The organism is Jiangella mangrovi, from assembly GCF_014204975.1.
Classification (GTDB): Bacteria; Actinomycetota; Actinomycetes; order Jiangellales; family Jiangellaceae; genus Jiangella; species Jiangella mangrovi.
The window spans coordinates 6,179,895-6,203,803 of sequence record NZ_JACHMM010000001.1 but is presented as its reverse complement, the minus strand read 5'-3'; the positions used below and the strand labels follow the sequence as shown (position 1 = coordinate 6,203,803).

Below are 23,909 nucleotides of genomic sequence, written 5' to 3'. Positions count from 1 at the left end.
TCAGCCCTTCAGCGCTCCGACACTGACACCCCGCGCGATGCGTTCCTGCGCGAAGGCGAAGAGCACGAGCATCGGGATCATGGTGATCACCAGGCCCGCGAACAGTTGCACCCAGTTCGCGCTGTACTGCGCGTTCACCGACAGCCCCAGGACGCCGACGGGGATCGTCTGCTGTTGCGGGTCGGTGAGGAACACCAGCGCGAAGAAGAACTCGTTCCAGATGGTCAGCGTGTTGAGCAGCGCCACGCTGGCGACGGCGGGGGAGACCTGCGGCAGCACGACGGAGAAGAACGTGCGCGTGGGCGAGGCGCCGTCGACGCAGGCGGCCTCCTCGAGCTCCTTCGGCAGCGACTGGAAGAAACTCTGCAGCAGGTAGATGCTGAACGGGATCTGGGTGGCGATGTAGACCAGGATCAGGCCGTGCAGCGAGCCGAGCAGGCCGAGGTTGCGCAGCAGGAAGTACAGCGGCACGATCACCAGGAACGCGGGCATCATCAGCCCGCTGAGGAAGACCATCCGGACCGCCGTCCGGCCCGGGAAGTCGACCCGGGCCAGCACGTACGCCGCCATCACCGAGAACAGCAGGCTGATGCCGACGCTGGCCACGGTCACGTAGAGGCTGTTGACGAAGAACCGGCTGATCTGGGCGCTGCTCCACGCCTCGGCGTAGTTGCCGAACTGCGGGTCCGACGGCAGTGACCAGGGGCTGGTGGAGAAGAACTCGGGGTTCGTCTTCAGCGACACCATGACGCACCAGACGAACGCGCTGACCGAGGTCAGGCAGTACGACGCGAGCGCCAGGTGGGTCAGGACGCGGCCGGGACGGACCGGCTTGCGCGGCCGCGACGGGTGCGGCGGCGCCGGCGGCGACGGCGTGACGGCGGCGGCCGGCGGGGTGGTGGTCGGGGTCGTCATCAGTACTGCTCGCTTTCGCGCCGGGTGAGTCGCTGGGAGAGCAGGGTCAGCACGAGGATCGCGGCGAACAGCACGACGGCGATCGCGGCGCCGTAGCCGAACTCCGACGACGCGAACGCGACCTTGTACAGGTAGGTCCCGATGACCTCGGTGGCGCGCAGCGGGCCGCCGTTGGTCATCGCGATGATGAACGCGAACGTCTGGAGTCCCTGGATCATCCAGAGCACCAGCAGCGTGCGGGTGACCTCCCACATCAGTGGCCAGACGACGAACCGGAACACCTGGAACGAGCTGGCGCCGTCGAGCGTCGCCGACTCCTTCATCTCCGCCGGCACCCGTTCGACCGCGGCGGCGAAGAACGTCATCCAGAGCCCGATGCCGTGCCAGACGGTGGCCAGCACGACCATGACCATGGCGGTGGACGACCGGCCGAGCAGCTCGATCGAGGCCAACGAGTCCAGCCCGACGGCGCGCAGGATGCTCTGCAGCGCGCCGAAGTTCGGGTCGACCAGGAACTTCCACAGCAGCGCGGCGGTCGTCACCGACAGCGCGACCGGCGCCAGGATGAGGAAGCGGTAGAGCCGCCCGAACTTCAGCCGCTGCGTCACATAGCCGAAGAACATCGCGCCGGGGAAGAGCACCAGCGCGCCGAGCACGGTGAAGACGATCGTGTTGGTGATGGTGCTGGTGAACAGCGGGTCGTCGGCGAGCCGGCTGAAGTTGCCGGCCCCGACCCACTCCGGCGCGGACACCCCGTCCCACTTCGTCAGCGCGACGTAGAAGGTGGTGAACGCCGGGTAGAGCATGAACAACCCGTAGAGCACCAGGGCGGGCAGGAGGAACGGCACCACGAGCCGGCGTCGCTGCCGTTCGAGCAGGTTGGGCCGGCTGCGTGGCACCGTCGCTCCCTTCGTCCTCATCGTCTACGGGGTCCCGCGGCTCAGCCCGCGGCGGCCAGCAGGCCGTCGGACATCGCCGTCAGCATCTGCGCGCCGTCGATCTCGCCGAAGAACAGCTGGGCGATCGGCTGCTGGTAGGCCGTCTGGACCTCCTGGCTGAGTGCCAGCAGACCCATGTACGACGGCGCGAACGCCGCGCCCTCCTCGAGCATGGCGGTGACGTCCTCGAAGCCCTCGGGCGCCGCGACGCCGGTGTAGGCGGAGATGCCGCCGGTGCCCTCGACGTAGGCCGACTGGTTCTCGGGCTCGGCGATGAACTGCAGCCAGGCCACGGCCGCGTCGGTGTTCTCGGCGTCCTGCGCGACGACCTGCGCGTTGGTGCCGCCGAAGAGCCCCTCCTGGTCGCCGCTGCCGCCGTCGACTGCCGGGAACGGGAACGTGCCGACCTGGAAGTCCGCCGGGATCGCGGCCGCCATCTCACCGATCAGCCAGGAGCCCATGAGGATCATCGCGGCGTCGCCCTGGAAGAACGACATCTGCGCCGAGGTGAAGTCGACGCCGCGGAAGCCGTCGAGGAAGTACCCGCCGGTCGTCAGCCGCTCGAGGTCGGCCGCGGCCTCGGCGGCGCCGGGCAGCGTGGCCAGCTCCGTCTCGCCGGCGATGGCCTGCTGCAGCCCGTCGAGGCCGATGTGGCGCAGCGCCAGATAGTCCCAGTACATCTGCAGGTACGGCAGGAACGTGCCCGTGACGGTGAACGGCGCGATGCCGGCCGCCTTCAGCGTGTCGGCCGCCGCGACGAGGTCGTCGAAGGTCTGCGGGGGCTCGATGCCCTGCTCCTCGAAGATCGCCGCGTTGTAGAAGAACTGCAGCGTGGTCACCGACTCCGGCGCGCCGTAGATCTCGTCGCCGACGCTGATCAGCGGGCGGACGCCGGGCAGGATCGCGTCCTCCCAAGTGCCGTCGTAGCCCTCGAGCGGCTCCTGCATGACGTCGTCGAGCGACATGACCTGGCCGCCCGCGACCCAGGGGCCGCCGTCGGGCGCCGCGGCGTCCATGAAGCCGTAGTTGACCTCGGGCGGGTCGCCGGCGCGCCAGCGCGCCTCGATCTGCGGGGTGTCCTGGCCGCCGCCGAACGTCAGCGTGACGGTGACGCCGGGGTGCCGCGACTCGAACTCCTCGGCCAGGCCGGTGAGCCGCTCGTGGTCGGGGGAGCCCTCGGGGTAGAAGCTGACCACCTCGAGGTCGCCGGTGAGCTCCGCCGGCTCCTCGCCGGCCGCGCCGGTGGCGTCGCCGGTGTTCTCCGTCTCCGGCTCGTCGCCGGAGTCCGAGCCGGTGATGCACGCCGTCAGGCTGAGCATGACGGCGGTCGCGACGGCGGTGCCGCGCAGGATGGATCGTCGGTTCATCAGTCTGTCTCCACGGTCAGGTCGACCGGCCGGCCGGAGCGCCAGGACCGGTCGATGGCGGCGAGGACCTCGGTGACGTGCACCGAGCTGTCGATCGACACGATCGGCGGGTGGCCGTCCAGCACGGCGTCGACGAAGTGTTGGACGGCGCCGGCGATCGAGCCCGACGGCTTGCCGCCCACCCGCCCCGCCAGCTGGTTGCGCGGGTAGGCGTACGCGTCGTGGGTCGCGATCTCGATCTGCTCGTGCTTGCGGTCGAGGTGGATCACCGCGTCGCTGAACACGAGCTCGAGGAAGGAGTCCGTCATGGTGGGGAACGTGTCGGGGTAGATCCAGCAGGCCTCGAGGGTGACGACGGCGCCGCCGGACAGCCGGAGCTGGGCCTGGACGGCGTCGGGGGTGTCGATGCCGCGGTCGCGGAGCACGCCGTGCACCGCGGTCGCGTAGACCTCGACCACGTGGTCCTCGAAGCACCACAGGATCAGGTCGAGGTCGTGCCCGGACAGGAAGAACGACGGCGTCGTCCGGTCCGCCCAGTCCAGCATCTCGGTGGGGACGAAGAGGGTGTCGTTCTTGCGCGCGTAGGCCAGCACCGGCCGGCCGAGCGCGCCGTCTGCCGCCCGCTCGTGCGCCTGCCAGTAGGCCGGCACCCAGCGGTGGTTGTAGAGCGTCATCACGGTGACCCCGGCGGATCGCGCCGCGTCCCGGATGCGCCGGGCGTCGTCGACGGTGGTCGCCAGCGGCTTCTCGATCAGGACGGACCGGCCGGCCTCGACGGCGGCCAGGGCGGCCTCGGCGTGCGCGTGGTCCGGGGTGGCGACGAGGACCGCCCCCACGCCGTCGTCGGCGAGCAGGTCGGTGAGGCTGCCGTGCACCGGCGCCGGGCCGAACTCGTCCAGCCCGGCGGTTCTGGCGCTGCCGGGGTCGCGGCTGGTCCAGCCCGCGACGCGGCTGCGGTGGTAGGCGGCGAGCACGGCGGCGTGCTGGCGGGCCATGATGCCCGTCCCGACGATGCCGATGCCGAGCTGGTCCACGGTGCGCTGTCCTCCCCGTCGTGTCGCTTGCGTCTCGTGCCGCCAATGCGGCGAGGCCGCCACGCTAGGGGTCGCGCGACGGCGGCAGCAAGCGCAGTTCGTGTCGTGCCGGGTCCGTTGTTGTCCTGTTGGCGGGCAGCGGCGCGGTGCGGTTGACACGCCCGTGACGAGGGACTCTACGGTCGGACCACCGCTGATCGAGGAGGATCGATGACCAACCCGACCGTCGCCGTGGGCGCCCGCACACCGCTGCGGCGCGGCGCCGAGCTGGCCGCCCGGGCGAGCCGGGTGCTGCCCGCCGGCGTGTCCAGCGACGCCCGGCGCGGCCTGCCCGAGCCGGTGTACGTCGACCACGCTCTCGGGGCGCACCTGACCGACGTCGACGGCAACGACTACGTCGACTACGTGCTCGGCCAGGGCCCGATGATCCTCGGCCACAGCGCGCCCGAGGTGGTCGAGGCCGTGACCCGCCAGGTGGCGCGCGGCCAGGCCTACGCCGGCCAGCACGCCCTCGAGATCGAGGCGGCCGAGCTGGTCCAGGCGATGGTGCCGGGCGCGGAGCTGGTCCGGTTCAACACGGTCGGCTCCGAGGCGGTCATCGGCGCGTGGCGGCTGGCCCGCGGACTGACCGGGCGGCAGAAGATCCTCAAGTTCGAGGGGCACTACCACGGCTGGCTCGACGCCGCGCTGTGGAGCCTGCACCCGCCGGTGGACGCCGCGGGCCCGCGTGAGGCGCCGCTGCCGGTCGCGGGCAGCGGCGGGCAGCAGGTCAGCGCCGCCGGCGACATCGTCCTGGCGCCCTGGAACGACCTCGACGCGTTCAGCGCCGTCCTCGCCGAGCACCGCGACGACATCGCCGCCGTCGTCATGGAGCCGCTGCTGTGCAACACCGGCTGCATCGCGCCGGCGCCGGGCTTCCTCGAGGCGGTGCGGAAACTGACCTCGGCGGCCGGCGCCCTGCTGGTGTTCGACGAGGTCATCACCGGTTTCCGGCTGGCCCGCGGCGGAGCGCAGGAGTGGTTCGGCGTCGTGCCCGACCTCGCGGTGTTCGGCAAGGCGATCGCCGGCGGCCTGCCGGTGGCCGCGATCGCCGGGCGCGCCGAGGTCATGGACCAGATCACCGCCGGGTCGGTGGGCCACGCCGGGACGTTCAACAGCAACCCCGTCGGCATGGCCGCGGCGGTCGCCACGCTGGGCCGGCTGCACCGCGACGGCGACGAGCTCTACCCGTCGCTGCGGGCGACGGGGCAGCGCCTGATGTCCGGGCTGCGCTCGGCGGCGGCGTCGGCCGGGGTGCCGATGCTGGTCGACGGCCCCGGCCCGGTCTTCCAGACCTACCTGACCTCGGCGGACGCCGTGAACGACTACCGCGACTTCGCCGCCACCGACCGCGCCGGCATGGCCCGCCTGCACGCCGAGCTGCTCCGGCGCGGCGTCAACATCGTGCCGCGCGGCCTCTGGTTCCTCTCCGCCGCCCACACCGACGACGACGTCGACCGCACCGTCGAGATCGTCGCCGACATCCTCCGCACCTGGTAACCGCGCGCTCCCACCAACGGAGGGTGGGGGGACTGGGCAAGATCGGGGGAGCGCCGGGCAACGAGGGGTCCTGCCGGCCCGGCGGCGGGTCCCTAGCGTCGGGGGCACATCCACCGACGTCACCAGGGAGCCGCCATGCCCGTGCACCGTTCCCTCCTGCTTGCCGTGGCCACCGTGGCCGCAGTCCTCTCCGGAGGCTCCGCGGCCGCCGAGCCCGATCCGCCCGCCGTGGTCCGCGCGTCCGTCGTCTCCGACGACCTCGCGCTGACCAACGTCGTCCCCACGTGGGGCGCGCAGATCCCGAAGGTCGTCTACGACGGCCGCTTCTACTACGCGGCCACGCTCGACGGCGACGGGGCGCAGTACCCGTGGTCGGCGCAGGTGTGGCGCTCGCGCAACGGCACCGTCTGGACGCCCGTCGTCCGGCTGCCGGGGCACGTGTACCAGCCGGTCGCACTGCTCGTCGACGGCGAGGGCGACCTGCACCTGCAGGTGGCCTGCTACACCGGCGCCGAGTGCTACCCGGGCGTCGCGCCCGCCCCCGGCGCCGACCTGGGCGCCGTCTACCCGGTGCGGCTGGAGTTCACCGAGCACCATGCCAACGGCTCCGTGGACTTCGACCAGCCGACCGACCACACCATCAGGCAGCCTGGCAGCGAGCGCTACTACCAGGGCCTCGCCATCGACAGGGACGGCCGCTACCTGTACTCCGCGTACGCCGTCGACGGCTGGGACCTGTGGATCAACGTCTTCGACACCGTGACCGGGCAGGACGTCCACACCAGCAAGGTCGGCAGCCCGCCGGCCGGCCGCGCCTGGCTCTACCCGCGGGTGCAGCCGGGCACGGAGCCGGGGGAGGTGTCGCTGAGCTTCAGCCAGTACGTCCTGGGCACGCCGAACTCCGCGTACCTCGACGCCGCGCTGCTGTTCTCGTCGGCCGACGACGGCCGCAGCTTCCCGGAACAGCGCATCCTCACCGAGAACCCGGCGCCCGACGGCGACGGCAACTGGGTCGACGCGTCGGACCTCACCGTCGACGCGGACGGTGTGGTCCACAGCGTCTTCTACCGGCGCGACGGCGGCGTCGGCACGCTGTACTACCAGCGGGGGCTCGACGGCGACCCGGTCCCTGTCGGCGCCATGGACAACCACTCGCAGGTCCTGGTCGCGCCGGACGGCGAGATCACCGTCTTCTCCAGCGAGGGCGCTGACCTCGTGGTCGCCACCAGCACCGACGGCGTCGACTGGACCGTCGACCACCACACCATCCCCGGCGTCGCGGCCGCGCTCTGGCCGAACCTGCTCAGCGCGCGCCAGGGCAGCCGGGTCCCGCCCGGTTTCGGCGGGCGGCGGCCGACCACCGGCATGCTCATGGCCGGCCAGCTGACCGGCGACCCGTCGTTCCACCCGCTGCTGTTCGTCCGCTACAAGGACTGACGGCACCGGGGCTGACGGAGTCAGCACCGCATCGCCTCGATCGCCTCGGGGTCGACCTCGACCCCGAGGCCGGGGCGGTCCGGCGGGACCAGCACGCCGCCGGCGATGACCGGCGGCTCGTGGACGATGTCGCGGACGTAGCGCAGCGGCCCGACGACGTCGGACTCGTAGGCCAGGTTGCTCACGACGACGCCGACGTGCGCGCACGCGGCTGTGGCGAGGCCGAGTTCGCACTGGCTGCCGAGCAGGCCGACCAAGCCGGCGGCCTCGCCCGCGGCGAACGCCTTGACCGCCTGCGCCGGCCCGCCCATCTCCGTCACGTACACGTTGAGCACGTCGCCGGCGCCGCGGCGGACGATCTCGCCGACGTCGCGCAGCTCCCAGCAGGACTCGTCCAGCAGCAGCGGCGTCTCGAGCCGGTCGCGCAGGCGCGCCAGCTCGTCCAGGTCGCGCGGCGGCAGCGGCTGCTCGATCAGCTGCAGGCCGTGCCGCTCCAGCGGGCGCAGCGCGGCCAGCGCCTGGTTCGCGCTGCGGTAGGCCATGTTCGCGTCGACCTTGATGGCGATGTCGTCGCCGACGGCGGCCCGGACCGCGGCGACCACGGTCTCGTCGAGCCGTCCCGCTCGGCCGATCTTGAGCTTCACTGTCGGGAAGCCGGCCGCGACCGCCTCCTCCGCCGCGGCGACGGTGGCCTCGACGGTGCCCCAGGGGATCGGCCAGGCGACGGGGACGGTGTCGCGGGCGCGGCCGCCGAGCAGCTGGTACGCCGGCAGCCCGGCCGCCTTCCCGGCCACGTCGAGCAGCGCCATCTCGACGCCGGCCCGGGCCGCGTGCCCGCCGTCCATCGGCAGCGGCAGCCGCTGCTCCATGGCGGCGGCGCAACGCGGCAGGTCACGCGGGTCGAGCCCGTTGACCGTGGGGCCGAGGGTCAGCTCGACGTCGCGGCAGAGCGCGCGGCCGACCCGGCCCCACGACATCGCGATCTCGCCCCAGCCGGTGAGGCCCTCGTCGGTGTCGACGCGCACCACGCCGAACTCGGACACGTCGATCGAGCCCTGCGTCGCCACCATGGGGGTGTGCCGGCGCGCGCGGATCGGGACGGCCGTGACCGACGTGATCTTCATGCGAGTCCTCCTGTGTGGGGCCTTCGGGTCCGCTCCCGATCCTGCCCCCTCGGGCCCGTCGCGCCAGGCCGGTTCTTGCCCAGCTGGACGGCGACCTCGATGCGCCCGGCGTCCGGCTCGACGGTCGCGAGGGGGTACGCGCGCGGGTCGGTCTCGACGACGTCGAGCAGGCCGTAACCGGCCCGCAGGTCCGGCCGGTACCCGTCCGCGGTGATCTCCGTGACGGTGCCGGCGACGACGGCGGGAGTGGCGGCCGTCGCCCACCACCAGCGCCGGCGATGCCCGTCGAGGCGCAGCACGGTGACCGTCCGCCGGCGCCGGTCGACGCTCACCCGCAGCAGCGGCCGGCCGTCCGCGTCGGCCCCGGTGACGACGACGGCGTCGCCGAGGTCCGCGACCCGCAGCCCGGCCGGCTCCAGCCCGGGCGGTTCGACGCGGTAGACGCCGGAGCCGGTGCGACGCGACTCCTCGACGTCGACGACGGTGTGGGGGGTGAGGTCGGCGAGCGCGCAGACGCCGTCGGCCCACGCCGTGACCTTGCCACGGCGGACGGCGACGACGAACGATCCGGGGCCCCAGCCGGAGCGGACGTACGCCTCGCCGAGCGTGGGGGAGTGCCAGCTCAGTGCGGGCGGCGGCCCGACGGCGTCATCCTCCGGCCCGCCGGGGTGCCAGAGCGCCGCGTACGCGTTCCATGCCATCCAGAGCTGCTCGCCGCGGCGCGGGGACCGGGCGGGCCAGACCTCCATGCGCCCCGCCGCGGCCTCCTGGGCGGCGACGGCGGCCAGCCCGGGGTCGTCGCGCTCGCGGGCCAGCGCCGAGAACACCGCGCACAGGCCGGTGCTGGGCCCGTAGTGCGGGTGACCCTCGGGCGTCGCCGTCCGCCGGGGCAGGTACATCGCCAGGCCCGGCACCGGGTCCAGCGAACGCGCGTGCGCCGTCAGCAGGTCGTGGCCGGTCGCGCGGCGCAGCGGGTCGAGGAACTGCACCTGGCTGAGCACCGTCGACGCCCAGAAGTCCATGCCCTCGGGCGCGGCGCCGTCGGGAGCCAGGGCGCCGGGCAGCAGGTGGTCGCGGAACTGCCGCTCGGCATCCTCGACCCACGTCGAGGCCTCAGGGAGGCGCCCCAACAGCGCCAGCGCGCCGATCCCGAACGAGGACCACTCGACACTGGAGTGGTGCGGGGAGTGCCGGTCCGCCCCGACGCCCACCGGCCCGCGGACCAGGGGCCGGGAGAACCAGTCCGCCGCGAGCCGGCGCAGGCAGTCCGCCAGCACGCCGGTCACCTCCTCGGCGGCGGCCGACGGCAGCACGTCGCGCAGGCACTCGTAGCCGACCGCGAGCGCCTTGACGATCCGCGTCGTCGCGTACGCGGTCCCGTAGTCCGGCGCCAGCTCTGCCTCGCGCCGCCACCGCCGGGCCGTCCCCAGCAGCCGGGTCGCCGCCGCGTCCGCCGCCCACCGCGAGCCGTCCACCCGCGCCGTCAACGCCAGGTGCTCGAGGGCGGCGGCGTCGGCCATGATCGCCCAGAACCGGTCGTAGAGGTTCTCGTACACCGGGTCGTCGGCGACCGGGGCGATCCACTCCACGCCCACCGGCCGCGACGCCCACACCCGCGCGTCGGCCAGCATCCCGTCGGCCACCCGGTCCCGGAAGCCCATCGGGCCGCAGCTCATCGCTCCGCCAGGAACCGGTCCAGCACGTTCCGGGTCAGGGCCGACACGACGTCGTCGGCCAGCAGCGACATGACGAACGCGATGGACCCGGCCGACACCACCTCGCCGCGGCCGAACGCCGGCACGTGCACCAGGTGCGCCCCGCCGCCGTCCGCGTTCACGCCGCGCGCCAGCAGCGTCGTGCCGGGCGGCGAGTGCGGCGAGATCTTGTCCGTCTCGTGGCCGGACGCGCCGCCGAGGATCCGCCCGTTCAGTGACCGCTCGCCGAACAGGTCGCCGGCGCCCACCCCCGTTCCTTCGAACGCCCAATGCGAGGGCGACACCACCTCGTACGGCGCCGCCGTCAGCAGGCCGCGCTGGTCGTAGCCGACGCCCAGCAGCGCCGCCTCGGGCTCGCGCCGGGCGGTGAACCGGCTCCAGTCCGGACCCTCGCCGGGACCGAGCTTGCGGGTGTCGCCGTTGTGCACCAGCAGGCGGTCGCCGTCGAGCAGCTCGACCTCGCAGTTGAGGCCGTTGCCGCCGAGGTGCAGCAGCCGGCCGCCCGCGTGCACCCAGTCGCGGACCCGCTGGAACATCGCGTACGTCCAGTACTCCGGGTGGCAGCCGAGGACCAGCACGCGGTAGGCGTCCAGCGGCACCTCGCCGCGGTCCAGCCGCGACTCCGCGTACAGGTCGTGGGCATAGCCCTGCCGCTCCAGCCAGGCCAGCAGCCGCCAGTCCGCGGCGGCCAGGTGCGGGCCGGGCCGGGTCGTCGTCGGGCCGTCGACCTCCTCGTCGAGCGGGATGCTGGCGTCGGGCTCGGGGCGGCGCAGCGAGAGCGGCGGGTAGTACTCGTCCTCCCACTCGCCCCGCTCCGGCGTCGCGTAGAACGCGAGGTCCTGGCGCCGCGACACCGTCGGCGCCGGTGGCAGCCCAGCCGGGTTCAGGTAGTTGCTGCGCCCGCCGAAGGAGTTGTACGCCGTCCACGTCAGGTCGCTGGCCAGCACCGCCACGGGTGCCGTGGGGGCCGACGGCGACACGATCCAGGGCAGCCCGTGGAACCCGCCGCCCTCGTCGTCGACGTGCACGAAGTACAGGCCGCTCCGCTCCGGCGCGACCACGCGCTGGCCGGGAAAGTCGCCGGGCGACCAGTCCACGCCGGAGCCGGCGACGTCGCCGTCGGGCAGCGGGTTCGCCGTGGCGCCGGGCTCGTGCTCGCCGACGCCCAGCGGCGCGACGGGCTCGCGGGCGGCGCCGTAGCGCCAGAGCGACAGCCGGTAGGGGAGCGGGCACGAGACGCGGATCTCCGCCGTAGTGCCCGACGTCGTCTCCTTCGGCCAGACGAACCCGTACGTCCGGTCGCTGAGCAGGCGGAACCGCACCGGCTCGGCCCCGACGACGGCGGTCGTGCGCTTCGGCCCGTAGCCGTCGCGCGCCAGCACGACGTCGTACCGGCCGGGCGCGACGTCGGCGTCGACGCGGCCGCTCGCGCTGGACCGGCAGACGACCGGGACGCCGTCGGCGCCCATCAGCTCGACGGCGGCATCGGCGATCGCGACGTCGTTCTCGTCGCTGACGTAGCCCACTAGCATGAGGCCTCCAGCCTGGAGCCTAGGTCTGAGGTGACGTGATGACGGCAGAGACGACGGAGGTCACGACGGCGGACGTGCGCGCCGCCGCGGAGCGGCTCGGGCTGGCCGGGCGGCCGGTGTGCCTGCACTCGGCGCTCTCGTCGTTCGGCCGGGTCGCCGGGGGAGCGGACGCCGTCGTCGACGGGCTGCTCGCGGCCGGCTGCACGGTGCTGGTGCCGTCGGCCAGCGCGACCTTCGCCGCCCCGCCGCCCGCCGGGCACGTCCCGCTGCCGCACAACAGCGAGGACGACGGCTCGATCCCGGCCGTCGCGCCCGCCACCGGGTACGACCCCGCGGAGGACACCGTCGACCGGGGGATGGGGGCGATCCCGCGGGCCGTGCTGGCCCGGCCGGACCGGTACCGCGGCGCCAACCCGCTGTCGTCGTTCGCCGCCGTCGGCCCGCTGGCGGAGCCGCTGGTCGCCGGGCAGAGCGCCGCCGACCCGTTCGCGCCGCTGCGCGAGCTGGGCCGGCACGACGGCGTGGTCGTGCTGGCCGGTGTGGGGCTGGACGCGCTGACGCTGCTGCACGCCGCCGAGGAGGCGGCCGGGCTGGCGCTCATGGTCCGCTGGGCGCGGGTCGGCGGTGTCGACGCACCCGTCGAGACGCGCCACGGTGGCTGTTCCCGCGGGTTCGAGCGGCTCGCACCGGCCGTGGCCCACCTGGAGCGCACCGGCGTCGTGGGGGCGAGCCGGTGGCGGACGTACCCGGCGGCCCAGGTGCTGGCCGCGGCGGCGGACGCGTTCCGTCGCGACCCGCTGGCCGGCGTCTGCCACGACCCCGGCTGCCGGCGCTGCGCCGCCCGGGTCGTCGCGCGCTGACCCGCGAGCGCGGCGGCGGGTGCGGCGCAGGAAGAGCGCCGGGACGATCGTGAGCATCACCAGGGCAACGGCGACGGCGTAGGTCGACGCGAACGCCCGCGCCACGGCGGACCGGTCGCCGGCGGCGGGGACCTCGAGCAGGCGGCTGGTCAGCAGTACCGACGTGACGGCGATCCCGGCGGACGTCGCGGCCTGCTGGACGATGTTGATCAGCGTCGAGCCGCGGGCCACCTGGGCGGGGGCGAGGCTGGCGAGCGCGGCGGCCGTCAGCGGCATCGTCGTCATCCCGAGGCCCAGCCCGATCACGACCAGCGAGCCGGCCAGCAGCGCGTACGACGTGTCCGCCCCGACCCGGGCGAGGGTCGTCAGGCCCAGCACCACGAGCGTCAGGCCGCCGGCCACGAGCCGCCGCGGCCCCGTCCGGTCGGCGTACCGGCCGCACACGAGCATGGTGACGATGGCGGCGACGCTCTGCGGGGCCATCAGCAGCCCGGCGGTCAGCGCGCTCTCGCCGCGGACCTGCAGGAAGTAGGCGGGGAGCAGCAGCCCCGTGCCGGTGAACGCCACGAAGAACATCGCCATGGTGACGACGGCGACGGTCAGCTCACGGTGACGGAACATCCGCAGGTCGATGACCGGGTGGTCGGTGCGCAGCGCGTGCAGGACGAACGCCGCGACCAGCAGCAGGCCCGCGGCAGCCGGCACCAGCACCGCCGCCGTGGCGAGGGACGACCGTCCCGGCGCCGACGAGACACCGAAGAGGATCGCCGCCAGGCCGGGCGACAGCAGCGCCAGGCCGGCGAAGTCGAAGCGCTCCGTCCGCTGCGACGGGACCCTCGGCAGCACCCGGAACGCGGCCGCGAACGTGACGACGCCGAACGGCACGGTGACGAGGAAGACCCAGTGCCAGGAGGCGATCCCGAGCAGCCAGCCGGCCAGGACCGGCCCCACGATCGCGCCGGTGGCCGCCACCGCGAAGAGGACGGCCGTGAGGCGGCCGACGCGGCCCGGCCCGGCGGCGCGGGTGGTGATCGTCATGGCCAGCGGCACGAGCATGCCGGCGCCGGCCCCCTGCATGGTCCGGGCGCCGATCAGCGCGCCGATGTCCCAGGCGACGCTGCACAGCACCGCCCCGCACAGGTACAGCGCGAGCGCGCTCAGGTACAGCCGCCGGGCGCCGAACCGGTCCGTGGCCCAGCCGGTGAACGGGATGACGGCGGCGAGCGCGAGCGTGTAGCCGGTCATCGTCCAGGCCGCCGTGGCGACGGTCGTGCCGAACGCGGCCTGGAACGTCGGCAGTGCGACGCTGACCGCGGCGATGTCGAGGTTGAGCATGACGGCGCCCGTGATCACGGTGCCGACGTGGGTCGTGGTGGAGGACGGGCGGCGGGGCCGCCATGATCCTGATCTGGTCATGGACGCGCGGCCGCGCGGGCGGCGCCGAACAGCGCCGGGTTCTCGGCCATGAGCCGCTCGAGCTCGGCCCGCTGCTCCGCCGTCAGCGGCAGCAGCGGCGCCCGGCAGTGTCCGCCGTGCTGCCCGCGGAGCTCCAGCATCGCCCGGTAGAGCGCCAGGTCGCCGACCTGGCCGAGCGGACGGCGCGTGTACAGGTAGCGGTACTGCCGGATCACGGCCGCCCAGTGCCGCGCCGTCGCCAGGTCGCCCGCGCGGACCGCGTCGTACAGCGCCAGCGCCTCGGTGACCGCGACGTTGAGGACGCCGCTGATCCAGCCGTGCGCGCCCTCGGCCAGCCCGGACAGCGGCGCCATGAACCCGCCGTAGAAGACGGCGAAGTCGGGGCCGGTCTCGTCGATGACCTCGGGCACCTGGTGGACGGTGGGGAAGGTGCTCTTGACGCCGTGGACGACGCCCTCACGGTAGAGCATGCCGATGTCGACGGCGTCGAGCTCGGTGGTGCCGCTGTTGGCCGGGTTGTTGTAGACCAGCACCGGCACCGGGCTGGCCGCGCCGACGGTGCGCAGGTGGGCCAGCACCTCCTCGCGGTGCGGGCGCATGTAGTAGGGGAGGATCACCAGCGCGGCGGCGGCGCCGGCGTCGGCGGCCGCCCTGGTCAGCTCGACGGTCTCGGCCGTCGACGCCGTCCCGGTACCGGCGACGACGGGGACCCGCCCGGCCGCCGCGGCCACCGCCGTCGCGACCAGCCGGACCTTCTCGTCCGAGGTCATGGCCACGAACTCGCCGCTGGTGCCGGCGACGACCAGGCCGTGCGCACCCGCGTCGACCAGCGACTCGAGGTGGGTGCGGGAGGCCGGCTCGTCCAGGCGGCCGGCCTCGTCGAACATCGTCAGGCTCGCGGGGAACACCCCGGACAGGGAGAAGCCGTCGCTCATGTCGTAACCCAATCCTTACATAGGACCTATGTCAAGAGACTTGACTACACTTTGAACCGGAACCTAGGGTCCCGTCCATCCCCTCCGGCGGATCGACCACCTGAAGGAGCGTGCGATGCCGAAGCGTCATCACTTCCGAGTCCTGGTCACCGGCCTGGTGACCGCGGTCGCGCTCGCCGGCTGTGGCGGCGGCTCGTCCGAATCGCCTGCCGCGGGCGAGGGCGGCGACGGCGCCACCGGCGGCCAGTCCGCCGGCCCGCTGCGCATGCTCGGCGTCGAGCCCACCCAGGGCTTCGACCCCTCCACCGCGTTCGCGGACGCCTCCCGCGTCCCGATGGCGATGATGTACGAGACCCTCACCGAGCGCGACGGCGAGGGTGAGATCGTCGGCGCGCTGGCCGACTCGTGGGAGGTGTCCGACGACGGCACCGTCTACACGTTCACGCTGCGCGACGGCATCGCCTTCAGCGACGGCTCGCCCATCACCGCGGCGGACGTGAAGTTCTCGTTCGACCGCATGAAGACCGGCGAGGCCCTGCAGGCCCAGCTGGCCACGCTGACCTCCGTCGAGGCCGTCGACGACACCACCGTGGTGTTCGCGCTGTCCGGGCCGATGAGCACGTTCCCGGCGCTGGTGGGGCGTCCCGCCAACGCGGCGATCCTGTCCGAGGCCGCAGTCAGCGCCGACCCCGACTACTTCACCATGCCGACCGTGACGTCGGGCCCCTGGACGCTGTCGGAGTACACGCCCAAGAGCCAGATGACGTTCACGGCCAACGAGCACTACTTCAAGCCGCCCGGCATCGCGACCATCCAGGTCTCGTTCAACAACGACCCGACGGCCAACGCGGCCGCGCTGGAGTCCGGCTCGGCCGACGTCGCCAGCGTCGCCTACTCCGACGCCGAGCGGCTGAAGTCCGAGGGCACCCTGCAGATCGTGCAGTCCGACCAGCTGGCCCCGCTGTTCTGGGGCTGGGACCGGACCAAGGCGCCGTTCGACGACAAGGACGTCCGTCAGGCCGTCGCCTGGGCCGTCGACCGCGAGGGCAAGCAGGAGGCCTGCTGGTTCGGCACCGGCGGCGTCACCTACGGCAACATCCTGCGCCCGTGGGACCCGGCCTACGAGGAGATCAATACCTACAAGGCCGACAACCGCGAGGACGCGCTGGCCGAGGCCGCCGACCTGCTCGACGCGGCCGGCTGGGTCGAGCCCGACGGCGGCGGCACCCGCGTGGCCGACGGCGTCGACGGCGTCGAGGACGGCACGCCGCTGGCCTTCGAGGTCCCGTACGAGGGCAACTGGCCCGCCGCCGAGTGCCACGTGCAGATCCTCCAGCAGAACCTGCAGGAGGTCGGCATCGAGGTCACGCCGAGCAAGTACGACCCGGCCGCCTACTGGGGCGACGTCTCCGCCGGCAAGTTCACGATGTACCACGGCGGCGCCGGCGCGGCGGACTCGATGGACCTCTACGCCAACTGGTTCGCCACCGGCGGCTCGCTCACCGCGCTGACCACGCACCTCGACGACCCCGAGATCAACGCCAAGGTCACCGAGGCGCAGCAGGTCGACGAGGAGACCTCCATCCAGATCATCAAGGACCTGGAGGAATGGCAGGCCGACGAGCTCCCGATGCTCGTGGTGGGATACCAGTGGCCGCAGGTCGGCATGACCCAGCGGGTGCAGAACTACAAGCCGGGCGTCGACGCCGACTCGTACACCCTGGTGGAAGCGACGCTGAGCGAGTGACGCACACTGCCGACCAGGGAGGGAGGTGCCGGTGCTCCAGTACATCGCGCGACGTCTCCTGCTCGCCGTCCCGCTGCTTTTCGGCCTGAGCATCCTGGCCTTCGCCTACGTCCGGCTCATCCCGGGCGACCCGGTGACCGCCATGCTCGGGGTGAACAGCGATCCCGAGCTGGTCGCGAAGCTTCGCGACCAGCTCGGCCTCGACGAACCCTGGTACCAGCAGTACACGAGCTGGCTCGGCAACGTCGTGACCGGCGACTTCGGGCTCTCGTACCGCTCGCGGATGCCGGTGTCGGACATCCTGATCGACCGGATCCCGGCGACGCTCGAACTGGCGCTCGGCGGACTCCTGGTGGGGCTGGCGCTCGCGATCCCGGCCGGGCTGTATGCCGGGTTCCGGCGCGGCAGCCGGGCCGACAACGTCATCACCGGGGCGACGCTGGTCGGCCTGGCGACCCCGGGGTTCTGGCTGGGGACGCTGCTCATGCTGCTGCTGGCGCTGCAGCTGGGCTGGCTGCCGAGTCAGGGCTACGTGCCGTTCGACGTCGACCCCGGGCAGAACCTGCGGCTGCTGGTGCTGCCCGCACTGACGCTGGGACTGGCCATCGCGCCCTACCTCGCCCGGCTGACCCGCACCGCCGTCGTCGAGACCGGTGGTGAGCCCAGCGTCGCGTACGCCCGGGCGCAGGGCCTGCCCGAGGGGACGGTGGCGCGCACGGTCGTGCTGCGCATCTCGATGCCGCAGCTCATCGTCGCCATCGCGCTGACGGTCGGGTTCCTGCTGGCCGGTTCCATCGTCGTCGAAGAGCTGTTCAACTGGCCCGGCATGGGCCGGCTGGTCGCGGCCGGCGTCAGCGAGCGCGACTACCCGATGATCCAGGCGCTGATGCTGGTGTACGGGGCGATCTTCATCGTCGTCAACGTCATCGCCGAGGTCCTGCAGGGCCTGCTGGACCCGCGGGTGAGGCTCACGTGAGCGCCGTCGCCGTCGTGGCCGCGACCGCCGACGGCCCCCGGGTGAAGCGCGGCTGGAAGCTGATCGTGGGCGGCGGGCTGCTCGGCCTGCTGGCGCTGTTCATGCTGGTCGGGCCCATGATCTCCGGGTACGACCCGAACGCCACCGACCTGAACGCACGGTTCTCCGGGCCGTCGGCCGAGCACTGGTTCGGCACCGACGACCTCGGCCGCGACCTGTTCACCCGCATGGCGGTCGGCGGGCGCATGACCATGCTGATCGCGCTCGGGACGGTGGCACTGGCCTCGGCCATCGCGGTCCCGCTCGGGCTGCTGACGGGGTACCTCGGCGGCTGGGTCGACCTCGCCGTCATACGGGTGGTGGACCTGTTCTTCGCCATCCCGACGCTGCTGGTCGCCATCGGCATCGTCGGCATCTTCGGCCCGTCGTTCACCACGACCATGCTGGCGCTCGGGCTGGCGTTCTGGCCGTTCTACGCCCGGCTGGTGCGCAGCGCCGTCGTCGGCGTCCGCGACCTCGCCTTTACCGACGCCGCGCGGGTCATCGGCGCCGGGCGCTGGCGGATCATCCGCAAGGAGATCGTGCCGGCGCTGCTGCCGCTGCTCATCGTGCAGACGACGGTGCTGCTGGGGTTCGCCGTGCTCGACGAGGCCGGCCTCGGCTTCCTCGGGCTGGGCGTCCAGCCGCCCGACGCGTCGTGGGGCGCGCTGCTCGCGCAGTCGCGCGGGTTCGTGCTCAGCCATCCGTGGATCGGCGTCATCGCCGGCGTCCCGATCCTGCTGGTCGTCCTCGGCATCAACATCATGGCCGACGTCCTGCGCGACCGGCTCGACCCGCAGGGGGCCAGCCAATGACCGACCAGCCGCTGCTCAGCGTCCGCGACCTCGCGGTCGAGTTCGGCCACGGCGCCGGCGTGTCCCGGCCGGTCGACGGCGTCGGCTTCGAGGTCGGCGCGCGCGAGATCGTCGGCATCGTGGGGGAGTCCGGCTGCGGCAAGAGCCTGACCCTGCTCGCGCTGCTCGGCCTGCTGCCGGCGGGCGGGCGGGTGGCGGGCGGCAGCATCACGTTCGGCGGGCGCGACCTGCTCGGCGCCGACCCGTCGGTCATCCGCTCGCTGCGCGGCCGGCAGGTGGCGCTGATCCCGTCCGACGCCGGAGCCGCGCTGAACCCCGTCGCCCGGATCGGGAGGCAGCTGCGGCTCAGCCTGCGCACCCACAGCCCGGAGCTGAACTCCCAGCAGCGCCGCGGCCGGGCTCTCGACGCGCTGCGCCGGGCGCGGCTGCCGCGGCCCGAACAGGCCCTCTCGGCGTATCCGCACGAGCTGAGCGGCGGCATGCAGCAGCGCTCGGCCATCGCGCTGGGGTTGCAGAACGAGCCGGTGCTGCTGCTGGCCGACGAGCCCACCACCGCCCTGGACGTCTCGATCCAGGCGGAGATCCTGCGGCTGCTGGTGCAGCTGCGCGACGAGCTGGGCACGGCCATCGTCTTCGTGACGCACGACATCAGCACGGTCCGCGAGATCTGCGACCGCGTCGTCGTGATGTACGCCGGCCAGGTCGTCGAGCAGGGCGGCGTCGACGAGGTGCTCACGTCCCCGAGCCATCCGTACACCGCCGCCCTGCTCGGCAGCATCCCGCCGCTGGGCGGGGTGCCGCCGGACCAGCTCGAGACGGTGCCCGGCATGCCGCCGGATCCCGCCGCGTGGCCCGGCGGCTGCCGGTTCCAGGCCCGCTGCCGCCATCACGTCGCGCTCGGCGGACCCGAGGAGTGCTCGTCGACGTGGCCCGGCAGCGCCGACGGCGTCGCCGTCCACGCCGCCTGTCACTTCCCTCTGGATGCCAGTCCGCTGGAGGAGGTGCGCCGATGAGCGAGCCGCTGCTGAGAATCGAGCAGGTGTCGCACGAGTTCGGCGCCCGCCGCGCGCTGCTGCCGGGCCGGCGCACCCACCTGGCCGTCGACGACGTGTCGCTCACCATCGCCGCGGGCGAGTCGGTGGCGCTGGTGGGCGAGAGCGGTTCCGGCAAGACGACGCTGGGCCGGGTGGTCGCGAAGCTGCTGACGCCGACGTCCGGCCGGGTGCTGGTCGAGGGGCAGGACATCGGGGCCCTGCGCGGCCGCGACCAGCTCGCGTACCGGCGCACCGTCCAGATGATCTTCCAGAACACCCAGCACGCGTTCAACCCGCGGCGAAAGATCCGCGACATCCTCTCCGACCCGTACGAGATCCACCGGCTCCCGACGCCCGGCGGTCGCGACGCCGCGCTCGGCGAGCTGCTCGAACGGGTCGGCCTGCACCCCTCGATGCTGGACCGCTACCCGCACCAGTTCAGCGGCGGGCAGCGCCAGCGCATCGGCATCGCCCGCGCGCTGAGCCTGTCGCCGCGGCTGATCGTCGCCGACGAGCCGGTGTCCGCGCTGGACGTGTCCGTGCAGGCGCAGGTGCTGAACCTGTTCTCCCGGCTGCGCCGCGAGCTCGGGCTGTCGCTGCTGTTCATCAGCCACGACCTGCGCGCGGTCTACTTCCTGTGCGAGCGCATCGCGGTGCTCTACCAGGGCCGGCTGGTCGAGGTGGCGCCGCGTGAGCGACTGCTCGAGAGCCCGCTGCACCCGTACTCGCGGCGGCTCATCGCGGCGGTGCCCGGGCTCGGCGAGCGCGACGGCGCCGCGGCGGACCTCGCCGCGGACCTGGCCGAGGCGACCGGAGACGCGCCCGACGCGGCGCCGGACCGCGGGGAGTCGACGGCGGATGGCGTGGCGGGCGCGGAGCCGTCGCCGGCCCTGGCCACCGGCTGCCACTACGCGTCGCGCTGCCCGCTGCACGTGCGGCTGGGCCGGCCGGAGCGGTGCCTGACGGAGCGGCCGGTACTGCGGGCGGTGGCCGGCGGGTCCGCCGTCGCCTGTCATTTCGCGGAGTCGGCCGAGGACACGGCCGGTGCGCCGTCGCCGTCGGGCCCTGGCATTTCGGTGGTCTCGGAGGAGGTCGGGTGAGGATCGCAGTCGTCGGGATCGGCCTGATGGGCCGGCCCGTGGCGCAGCGGCTGGTCGACGCGGGGCACGAGGTCACCGTGCACTCGCGGCGCAAGGAGAGCGCCGAGGAGGTGCTGGCGGCCGGAGCGTCGTGGGCGGACTCCGCCGCGGCGGCCGGCGACGGTGCCGACCTCGCCATCGCGTTCCTGCCCGACCCGGACACCGTCGAGGCGGCCGTGCTGGGCCCGTCGGGACTGCTCGCGGCGGCCGCGCCACCCGCCGTCGTCGCCGACATGTCCACCAGCCCGCCCGAGCTGGCCCGGCGCCTCGCTGTCGCGGCCACTGACCGGGGTGTCGAGGCGCTGGACGCACCGGTCTCCGGCGGCCCGATGGGCGCGGCGGCCGGCACGCTGACGATCATGGCCGGCGGGTCGGCCGAGGCGTTCGAGCGGGCCCGGCCGGCGTTCGAGGTGCTCGGGACGCCGGTGCTCATCGGCGGGCCCGGCGCCGGGCAGAGCGTCAAGCTGGTCAACCAGCTGCTCATCGGCGGCATCGCGGGCGGCATCGCCGACGCGTGGGCGCTCGCCGGCGCGCTGGGACTGGACCCCGAGGTCGTCGCCGACGTCGTCGGGCGCGGCCTGGGCACCGGCCCGCTGCTGGACTTCATGTGGCCGCGGCTGGTCCGGGGCGACCTCGCGCCCGGCTTCAAGGTCGACCACATGATCAAGGACCTCGCGCTGGCCGAGGCCGCGGGCGAGGAGCACGGGCTCGACCTCGCGGCGGGCCGGTCCGCCCGCGAGCGCTACCGCTGGCTGTCCGACGCCGGCGGCGGCGACCTGGGCACCCAGGCGCTGTACCGGCACGCCGTCCGCGACCGGCCGGACGCCCCCACCGCACCCGTCGCCGAGGAGGACGACCGACCATGACGCTGCGCCTGCCCGGCCGCTACTACCGGCTGTACCCGACCATCGACTCGCCGCTCGGTCACGCCGAGGACGACCTGGAGCTCGGGCTCGACGACACCGCGCTGCTCATCGTCGACGTCTACGGCGCCGGCTTCGACGACGACGTGCCCGAGGGCCTGGACGGCATCTACGAGGTCGACGAGGCGACCCGCGACATGGTCCGGAACAAGATCCGGCCGGTGAAGGATGCCGCCCGGGCGATCGGCCTGCCGACGGTGTACCTGACGAACTACCTGTCGCCCGGCATCGACGAGGGCAACGAGTGGCGCAACATGTCGCAGCGGGTCTGCGACGTCGACGTGCTGACCGCGTGGAAGCCGCCGACGCCGATCCTCGAGCACTCCAAGGTCATCGCCCCGGACGACGACGACGTCCTCATCCGCAAGCAGTACTACAGCGGCTTCCACGAGACCGAGCTGGACAGCGCGCTGCGCAACCGCGGCGTCCGCAACCTCGTCGTCGTCGGGTTCGACAGCCGGGTCTGCCTCGGCACCACCGTCACCGACGCGCTGTACCGCAACTACCGCGTCGTCGTGCTGCGCGACTGCGTGTCGACGTTCGAGTTCCCCGAGACCCGCGAGGGCGGCTGGGCGAACTTCATGGCGATCCGGCACATCGAGTGCAACGTCGGCTACACCTCGACGGCGGAGGACTTCCGGGCGGCCTGCGCCACCGTGGACGTCGCGTGAGTCCGGTCGCCGTCGTCGATGCCCATGTCCACACCGGGCCGCCGAAGTACGCCGCGATCTCGGACTACCGAGCGGCGATGACGGCGTCGGGCGTCGCCGGGGCGGTGCTCGTCCAGCACCTGGGCACCACCGACAACCGGTACCTGCTCGACGCCGTCCGCTCCGACCCGGGACGCTTCGCCGGCGTGGCGATCGCCGACGGTGTGGAGCACGCGGCCGCGCTGCTGTCGGGCGGCTTCGCCGGGCTGCGGGTGGCGCCGTCCGGGCTGGCCGACGGCAGCGGCGACGCCGTGTTCGACGTGCTCGCCGACGCCGGGGCGGTGGCCAGCCTGACCGGCCCGTTCGCGTCCGTCGTCTCCGACGAGTTTCGTTCCGTCGTCGCCGAGCGGCCGCGACTGCACGTGCGGCTGGAGCACCTGGGCTGGTTCCGCTACGGTCCCGGCTCGCCGGACGCCGAGGCGTTTCCGTCGCTGCTGGAGCTGGCGTCGCTGCCGAACGTCAGCGTGATGTGGTCGGGCTTCTTCGCCAACGCCGGCACCCCGTACCCGTACCCCGACGCCCTGCCGTACCTCGAGCGGTTGCTGGACGCGTTCGGGTCCGAGCGGACCATGTGGAGCGGCGACTGGAACCGGGCCGGCCTCGCGGCGGGGGAGTACGACGCCGCCGCCGAGCTGGCGCGGTCGCACTGGGGACTGGACGCGCGGCAGCAGGCCGATGTGCTCGGCCGCACCGCGGCGCGGGTGTTCGGCCTGCCCGCCACGGTCACATCGTCGACGGAGGGAGCACACCCATGACCGGAGTCGCGATCGTCGGCCCGGGCGCCATCGGCGACGTGCACGCGCAGGCGCTGGCCCGCCTCGGCGTCACGCCGGTCGCCGTCGCGGGGCCCAAGCCGGACGAGCTGGCCGCGTTCGCTTCGACGCACGGTGTCGCGCGGACGTACGGCGCGCTGGACGACCTGCTCGCCGACGACGACGTCGAGGCGGTCATCGTCGCCACCCCCAGCCACCTGCACGCGTCGCAGTCGGTGGCGGTGCTGGAGTCGGGCCGGCACGTGCTGTGCGAGATCCCCGTCGGGCTGTCCGCGTCCGACGCCGCCGCGGTCGCCGACGCCGCCGCCCGCGCGGGGCGCGTTGCCGCCGTCGGGCACACGCTGCGCTACTGGGAGCCGCACCGCCGGCTGCAGGACCGGCTCGAGTCGACCGGCACGCTGCCGTCCCTGGTCGTCGTGCGGCAGCTGATGCTGCGGCAGACCGACATGGGCTGGACCGGCAAGCTGCGCGACTGGACCGACAGCGCGCTCTGGCACCACGGCGGCCACGCGGTCGATGCCGCGCTCTGGCACCTGCGCCCGGCCGAGCCGGTGACCGTCACCGGGACGGCGGCGCCTCCGTGGCCCGGCAGCGGCTCGCCCATGGACGTCGCCGGCGCCTTCGTGACCGCCGACGGCCGACTGGCGTCGGTGGCAGTCTCGTACCACTCGCGCGAGGCGGTCAGCGACTTCCTCGTCATCGCTCCCGAGCGGACGCTGCTGGTCAACGGGGCGGTGCTGCGCGAGAACGGCGAGGTGGTGTACGACGGCGGCGACGTCGCCACCGTCCAGTTCGACGCCGTCACCGCCCAGGACCGCGCCTTCCTCGACGCCGTCGCCGGCGGCCCGCCGCCCGCCGTGCAGGCGGCCGACATCCTGCCCGCCGCCCGTGTCCTCGCCACCCTCGAAGCGGGTGCTCTTTCCACCTGACCCGCCGACCGC

20 protein-coding genes and 1 pseudogene are annotated in these 23,909 nt (G+C 73.6%); 12 read left to right on the top strand and 9 right to left on the bottom strand.

What is annotated here, in order from left to right:
* Genes HD601_RS28690 through HD601_RS28675 form a run of 4 tightly spaced genes read right to left on the bottom strand, consistent with a single transcriptional unit; the run spans position 1 to position 4,254 of the window.
* Positions 1-915: a carbohydrate ABC transporter permease gene (locus tag HD601_RS28690; protein WP_184827762.1), complete on the bottom strand. Its 915-nt coding sequence runs from the start codon at positions 913-915 to the stop codon at positions 1-3.
* Positions 915-1,814, bottom strand: a complete 900-nt coding sequence (locus HD601_RS28685) for an ABC transporter permease subunit (RefSeq protein ID WP_184827760.1) — start codon at positions 1,812-1,814, stop codon at positions 915-917. The genes HD601_RS28690 and HD601_RS28685 overlap by 1 nt, the downstream gene beginning before the upstream one ends.
* Positions 1,815-1,855: 41 nt before the next feature.
* Complete coding sequence (locus tag HD601_RS28680; RefSeq protein ID WP_184827758.1) at positions 1,856-3,220, bottom strand: ABC transporter substrate-binding protein; 1,365 nt, start codon at positions 3,218-3,220, stop codon at positions 1,856-1,858.
* Positions 3,220-4,254, bottom strand: coding sequence for a Gfo/Idh/MocA family oxidoreductase (locus HD601_RS28675; protein ID WP_184827756.1), 1,035 nt, complete (start codon positions 4,252-4,254; stop codon positions 3,220-3,222). The genes HD601_RS28680 and HD601_RS28675 overlap by 1 nt, the downstream gene beginning before the upstream one ends.
* Positions 4,255-4,464: 210 nt before the next feature.
* Here HD601_RS28675 and HD601_RS28670 point away from each other — a divergent pair, with 210 nt between their 5' ends.
* The gene (locus tag HD601_RS28670; protein WP_184827754.1) at positions 4,465-5,793 is read left to right on the top strand and encodes an aspartate aminotransferase family protein; all 1,329 of its coding nucleotides are present in this window, start codon (positions 4,465-4,467) and stop codon (positions 5,791-5,793) included.
* Positions 5,794-5,928: 135 nt separating this feature from the next.
* Complete coding sequence (locus HD601_RS28665; RefSeq protein WP_184827752.1) at positions 5,929-7,230, top strand: YncE family protein; 1,302 nt, start codon at positions 5,929-5,931, stop codon at positions 7,228-7,230.
* Positions 7,231-7,250: 20 nt separating this feature from the next.
* Here HD601_RS28665 and HD601_RS28660 read toward each other — a convergent pair whose 3' ends face one another.
* The 3 genes from HD601_RS28660 to HD601_RS28650 are packed head-to-tail and all read right to left on the bottom strand — an operon-like array spanning position 7,251 to position 11,601.
* Positions 7,251-8,354 (bottom strand): mandelate racemase/muconate lactonizing enzyme family protein, encoded by a 1,104-nt coding sequence (locus HD601_RS28660; protein ID WP_184827750.1) that lies wholly within the window; start codon positions 8,352-8,354, stop codon positions 7,251-7,253.
* Positions 8,351-10,015 (bottom strand): hypothetical protein, encoded by a 1,665-nt coding sequence (locus HD601_RS28655; RefSeq protein ID WP_184827748.1) that lies wholly within the window; start codon positions 10,013-10,015, stop codon positions 8,351-8,353. Before HD601_RS28655 ends, HD601_RS28660 begins: the two co-directional genes overlap by 4 nt.
* A gap of 11 nt (positions 10,016-10,026) precedes the next feature.
* Positions 10,027-11,601 (bottom strand): carboxypeptidase-like regulatory domain-containing protein, encoded by a 1,575-nt coding sequence (locus HD601_RS28650; RefSeq protein WP_184827746.1) that lies wholly within the window; start codon positions 11,599-11,601, stop codon positions 10,027-10,029.
* A gap of 38 nt (positions 11,602-11,639) precedes the next feature.
* On the opposite strand from HD601_RS28650, the gene HD601_RS36315 reads away from it, so the two are divergent.
* Positions 11,640-12,461 (top strand): AAC(3) family N-acetyltransferase, encoded by an 822-nt coding sequence (locus HD601_RS36315; protein ID WP_184830255.1) that lies wholly within the window; start codon positions 11,640-11,642, stop codon positions 12,459-12,461.
* 153 nt (positions 12,462-12,614) lie between these two features.
* Here HD601_RS36315 and HD601_RS36310 read toward each other — a convergent pair.
* Positions 12,615-13,877 (bottom strand): annotated as a pseudogene (locus tag HD601_RS36310) (DHA2 family efflux MFS transporter permease subunit); the annotation flags it as partial.
* Positions 13,874-14,812: a dihydrodipicolinate synthase family protein gene (locus HD601_RS28635; protein WP_184827744.1), complete on the bottom strand. Its 939-nt coding sequence runs from the start codon at positions 14,810-14,812 to the stop codon at positions 13,874-13,876. The gene HD601_RS28635 and the pseudogene HD601_RS36310, both read right to left, overlap by 4 nt.
* A 115-nt stretch (positions 14,813-14,927) precedes the next feature.
* On the opposite strand from HD601_RS28635, the gene HD601_RS28630 reads away from it, so the two are divergent.
* Genes HD601_RS28630 through HD601_RS28590 form a run of 9 tightly spaced genes read left to right on the top strand, consistent with a single transcriptional unit; the run spans position 14,928 to position 23,897 of the window.
* Positions 14,928-16,559: an ABC transporter substrate-binding protein gene (locus tag HD601_RS28630; RefSeq protein ID WP_184827742.1), complete on the top strand. Its 1,632-nt coding sequence runs from the start codon at positions 14,928-14,930 to the stop codon at positions 16,557-16,559.
* A 31-nt stretch (positions 16,560-16,590) separates the two neighbouring features.
* On the top strand, positions 16,591-17,535 hold the full coding sequence (locus HD601_RS28625) for an ABC transporter permease subunit (protein WP_184827740.1): 945 nt from the start codon (positions 16,591-16,593) through the stop codon (positions 17,533-17,535).
* On the top strand, positions 17,532-18,389 hold the full coding sequence (locus HD601_RS28620; RefSeq protein WP_184827738.1) for an ABC transporter permease subunit: 858 nt from the start codon (positions 17,532-17,534) through the stop codon (positions 18,387-18,389). Before HD601_RS28625 ends, HD601_RS28620 begins: the two co-directional genes overlap by 4 nt.
* Entirely contained in the window at positions 18,386-19,402 is a 1,017-nt protein-coding gene (locus HD601_RS28615; RefSeq protein WP_184827736.1) for an ABC transporter ATP-binding protein, read from the top strand. The genes HD601_RS28620 and HD601_RS28615 overlap by 4 nt, the downstream gene beginning before the upstream one ends.
* Positions 19,399-20,523, top strand: coding sequence for an ATP-binding cassette domain-containing protein (locus HD601_RS28610; protein WP_184827734.1), 1,125 nt, complete (start codon positions 19,399-19,401; stop codon positions 20,521-20,523). Before HD601_RS28615 ends, HD601_RS28610 begins: the two co-directional genes overlap by 4 nt.
* The gene (locus HD601_RS28605; protein WP_184827732.1) at positions 20,520-21,428 is read left to right on the top strand and encodes an NAD(P)-binding domain-containing protein; all 909 of its coding nucleotides are present in this window, start codon (positions 20,520-20,522) and stop codon (positions 21,426-21,428) included. The genes HD601_RS28610 and HD601_RS28605 overlap by 4 nt, the downstream gene beginning before the upstream one ends.
* Positions 21,425-22,156, top strand: coding sequence for a cysteine hydrolase family protein (locus HD601_RS28600; protein ID WP_184827730.1), 732 nt, complete (start codon positions 21,425-21,427; stop codon positions 22,154-22,156). The genes HD601_RS28605 and HD601_RS28600 overlap by 4 nt, the downstream gene beginning before the upstream one ends.
* Positions 22,153-22,950 (top strand): amidohydrolase family protein, encoded by a 798-nt coding sequence (locus tag HD601_RS28595; RefSeq protein WP_184827728.1) that lies wholly within the window; start codon positions 22,153-22,155, stop codon positions 22,948-22,950. Before HD601_RS28600 ends, HD601_RS28595 begins: the two co-directional genes overlap by 4 nt.
* Positions 22,947-23,897 carry a Gfo/Idh/MocA family protein gene (locus HD601_RS28590; protein WP_184827726.1) on the top strand — a complete coding sequence of 317 codons (951 nt, stop codon included), beginning with the start codon at positions 22,947-22,949 and terminating at the stop codon, positions 23,895-23,897. Before HD601_RS28595 ends, HD601_RS28590 begins: the two co-directional genes overlap by 4 nt.
* Positions 23,898-23,909 lie beyond the last annotated feature (12 nt).

Excerpts from the sequence above, each read along its gene's own strand:
- HD601_RS28630 (WP_184827742.1), top strand. The coding sequence starts at position 14,928 with ATGCCGAAGCGTCATCACTTCCGAGTCCTGGTCACCGGCCTGGTGACC.
- HD601_RS28590 (WP_184827726.1), top strand. The coding sequence starts at position 22,947 with ATGACCGGAGTCGCGATCGTCGGCCCGGGCGCCATCGGCGACGTGCAC.
- HD601_RS28615 (WP_184827736.1), top strand. The coding sequence starts at position 18,386 with ATGACCGACCAGCCGCTGCTCAGCGTCCGCGACCTCGCGGTCGAGTTC.
- HD601_RS28670 (WP_184827754.1), top strand. The coding sequence starts at position 4,465 with ATGACCAACCCGACCGTCGCCGTGGGCGCCCGCACACCGCTGCGGCGC.
- HD601_RS28635 (WP_184827744.1), bottom strand. The coding sequence starts at position 14,812 with ATGAGCGACGGCTTCTCCCTGTCCGGGGTGTTCCCCGCGAGCCTGACG.
- HD601_RS28660 (WP_184827750.1), bottom strand. The coding sequence starts at position 8,354 with ATGAAGATCACGTCGGTCACGGCCGTCCCGATCCGCGCGCGCCGGCAC.
- HD601_RS28665 (WP_184827752.1), top strand. The coding sequence starts at position 5,929 with ATGCCCGTGCACCGTTCCCTCCTGCTTGCCGTGGCCACCGTGGCCGCA.
- HD601_RS28680 (WP_184827758.1), bottom strand. The coding sequence starts at position 3,220 with ATGAACCGACGATCCATCCTGCGCGGCACCGCCGTCGCGACCGCCGTC.
- HD601_RS28610 (WP_184827734.1), top strand. The coding sequence starts at position 19,399 with ATGAGCGAGCCGCTGCTGAGAATCGAGCAGGTGTCGCACGAGTTCGGC.
- HD601_RS28655 (WP_184827748.1), bottom strand. The coding sequence starts at position 10,015 with ATGGGCTTCCGGGACCGGGTGGCCGACGGGATGCTGGCCGACGCGCGG.
- HD601_RS28600 (WP_184827730.1), top strand. The coding sequence starts at position 21,425 with ATGACGCTGCGCCTGCCCGGCCGCTACTACCGGCTGTACCCGACCATC.
- HD601_RS36315 (WP_184830255.1), top strand. The coding sequence starts at position 11,640 with ATGACGGCAGAGACGACGGAGGTCACGACGGCGGACGTGCGCGCCGCC.
- HD601_RS28690 (WP_184827762.1), bottom strand. The coding sequence starts at position 915 with ATGACGACCCCGACCACCACCCCGCCGGCCGCCGCCGTCACGCCGTCG.
- HD601_RS28650 (WP_184827746.1), bottom strand. The coding sequence starts at position 11,601 with ATGCTAGTGGGCTACGTCAGCGACGAGAACGACGTCGCGATCGCCGAT.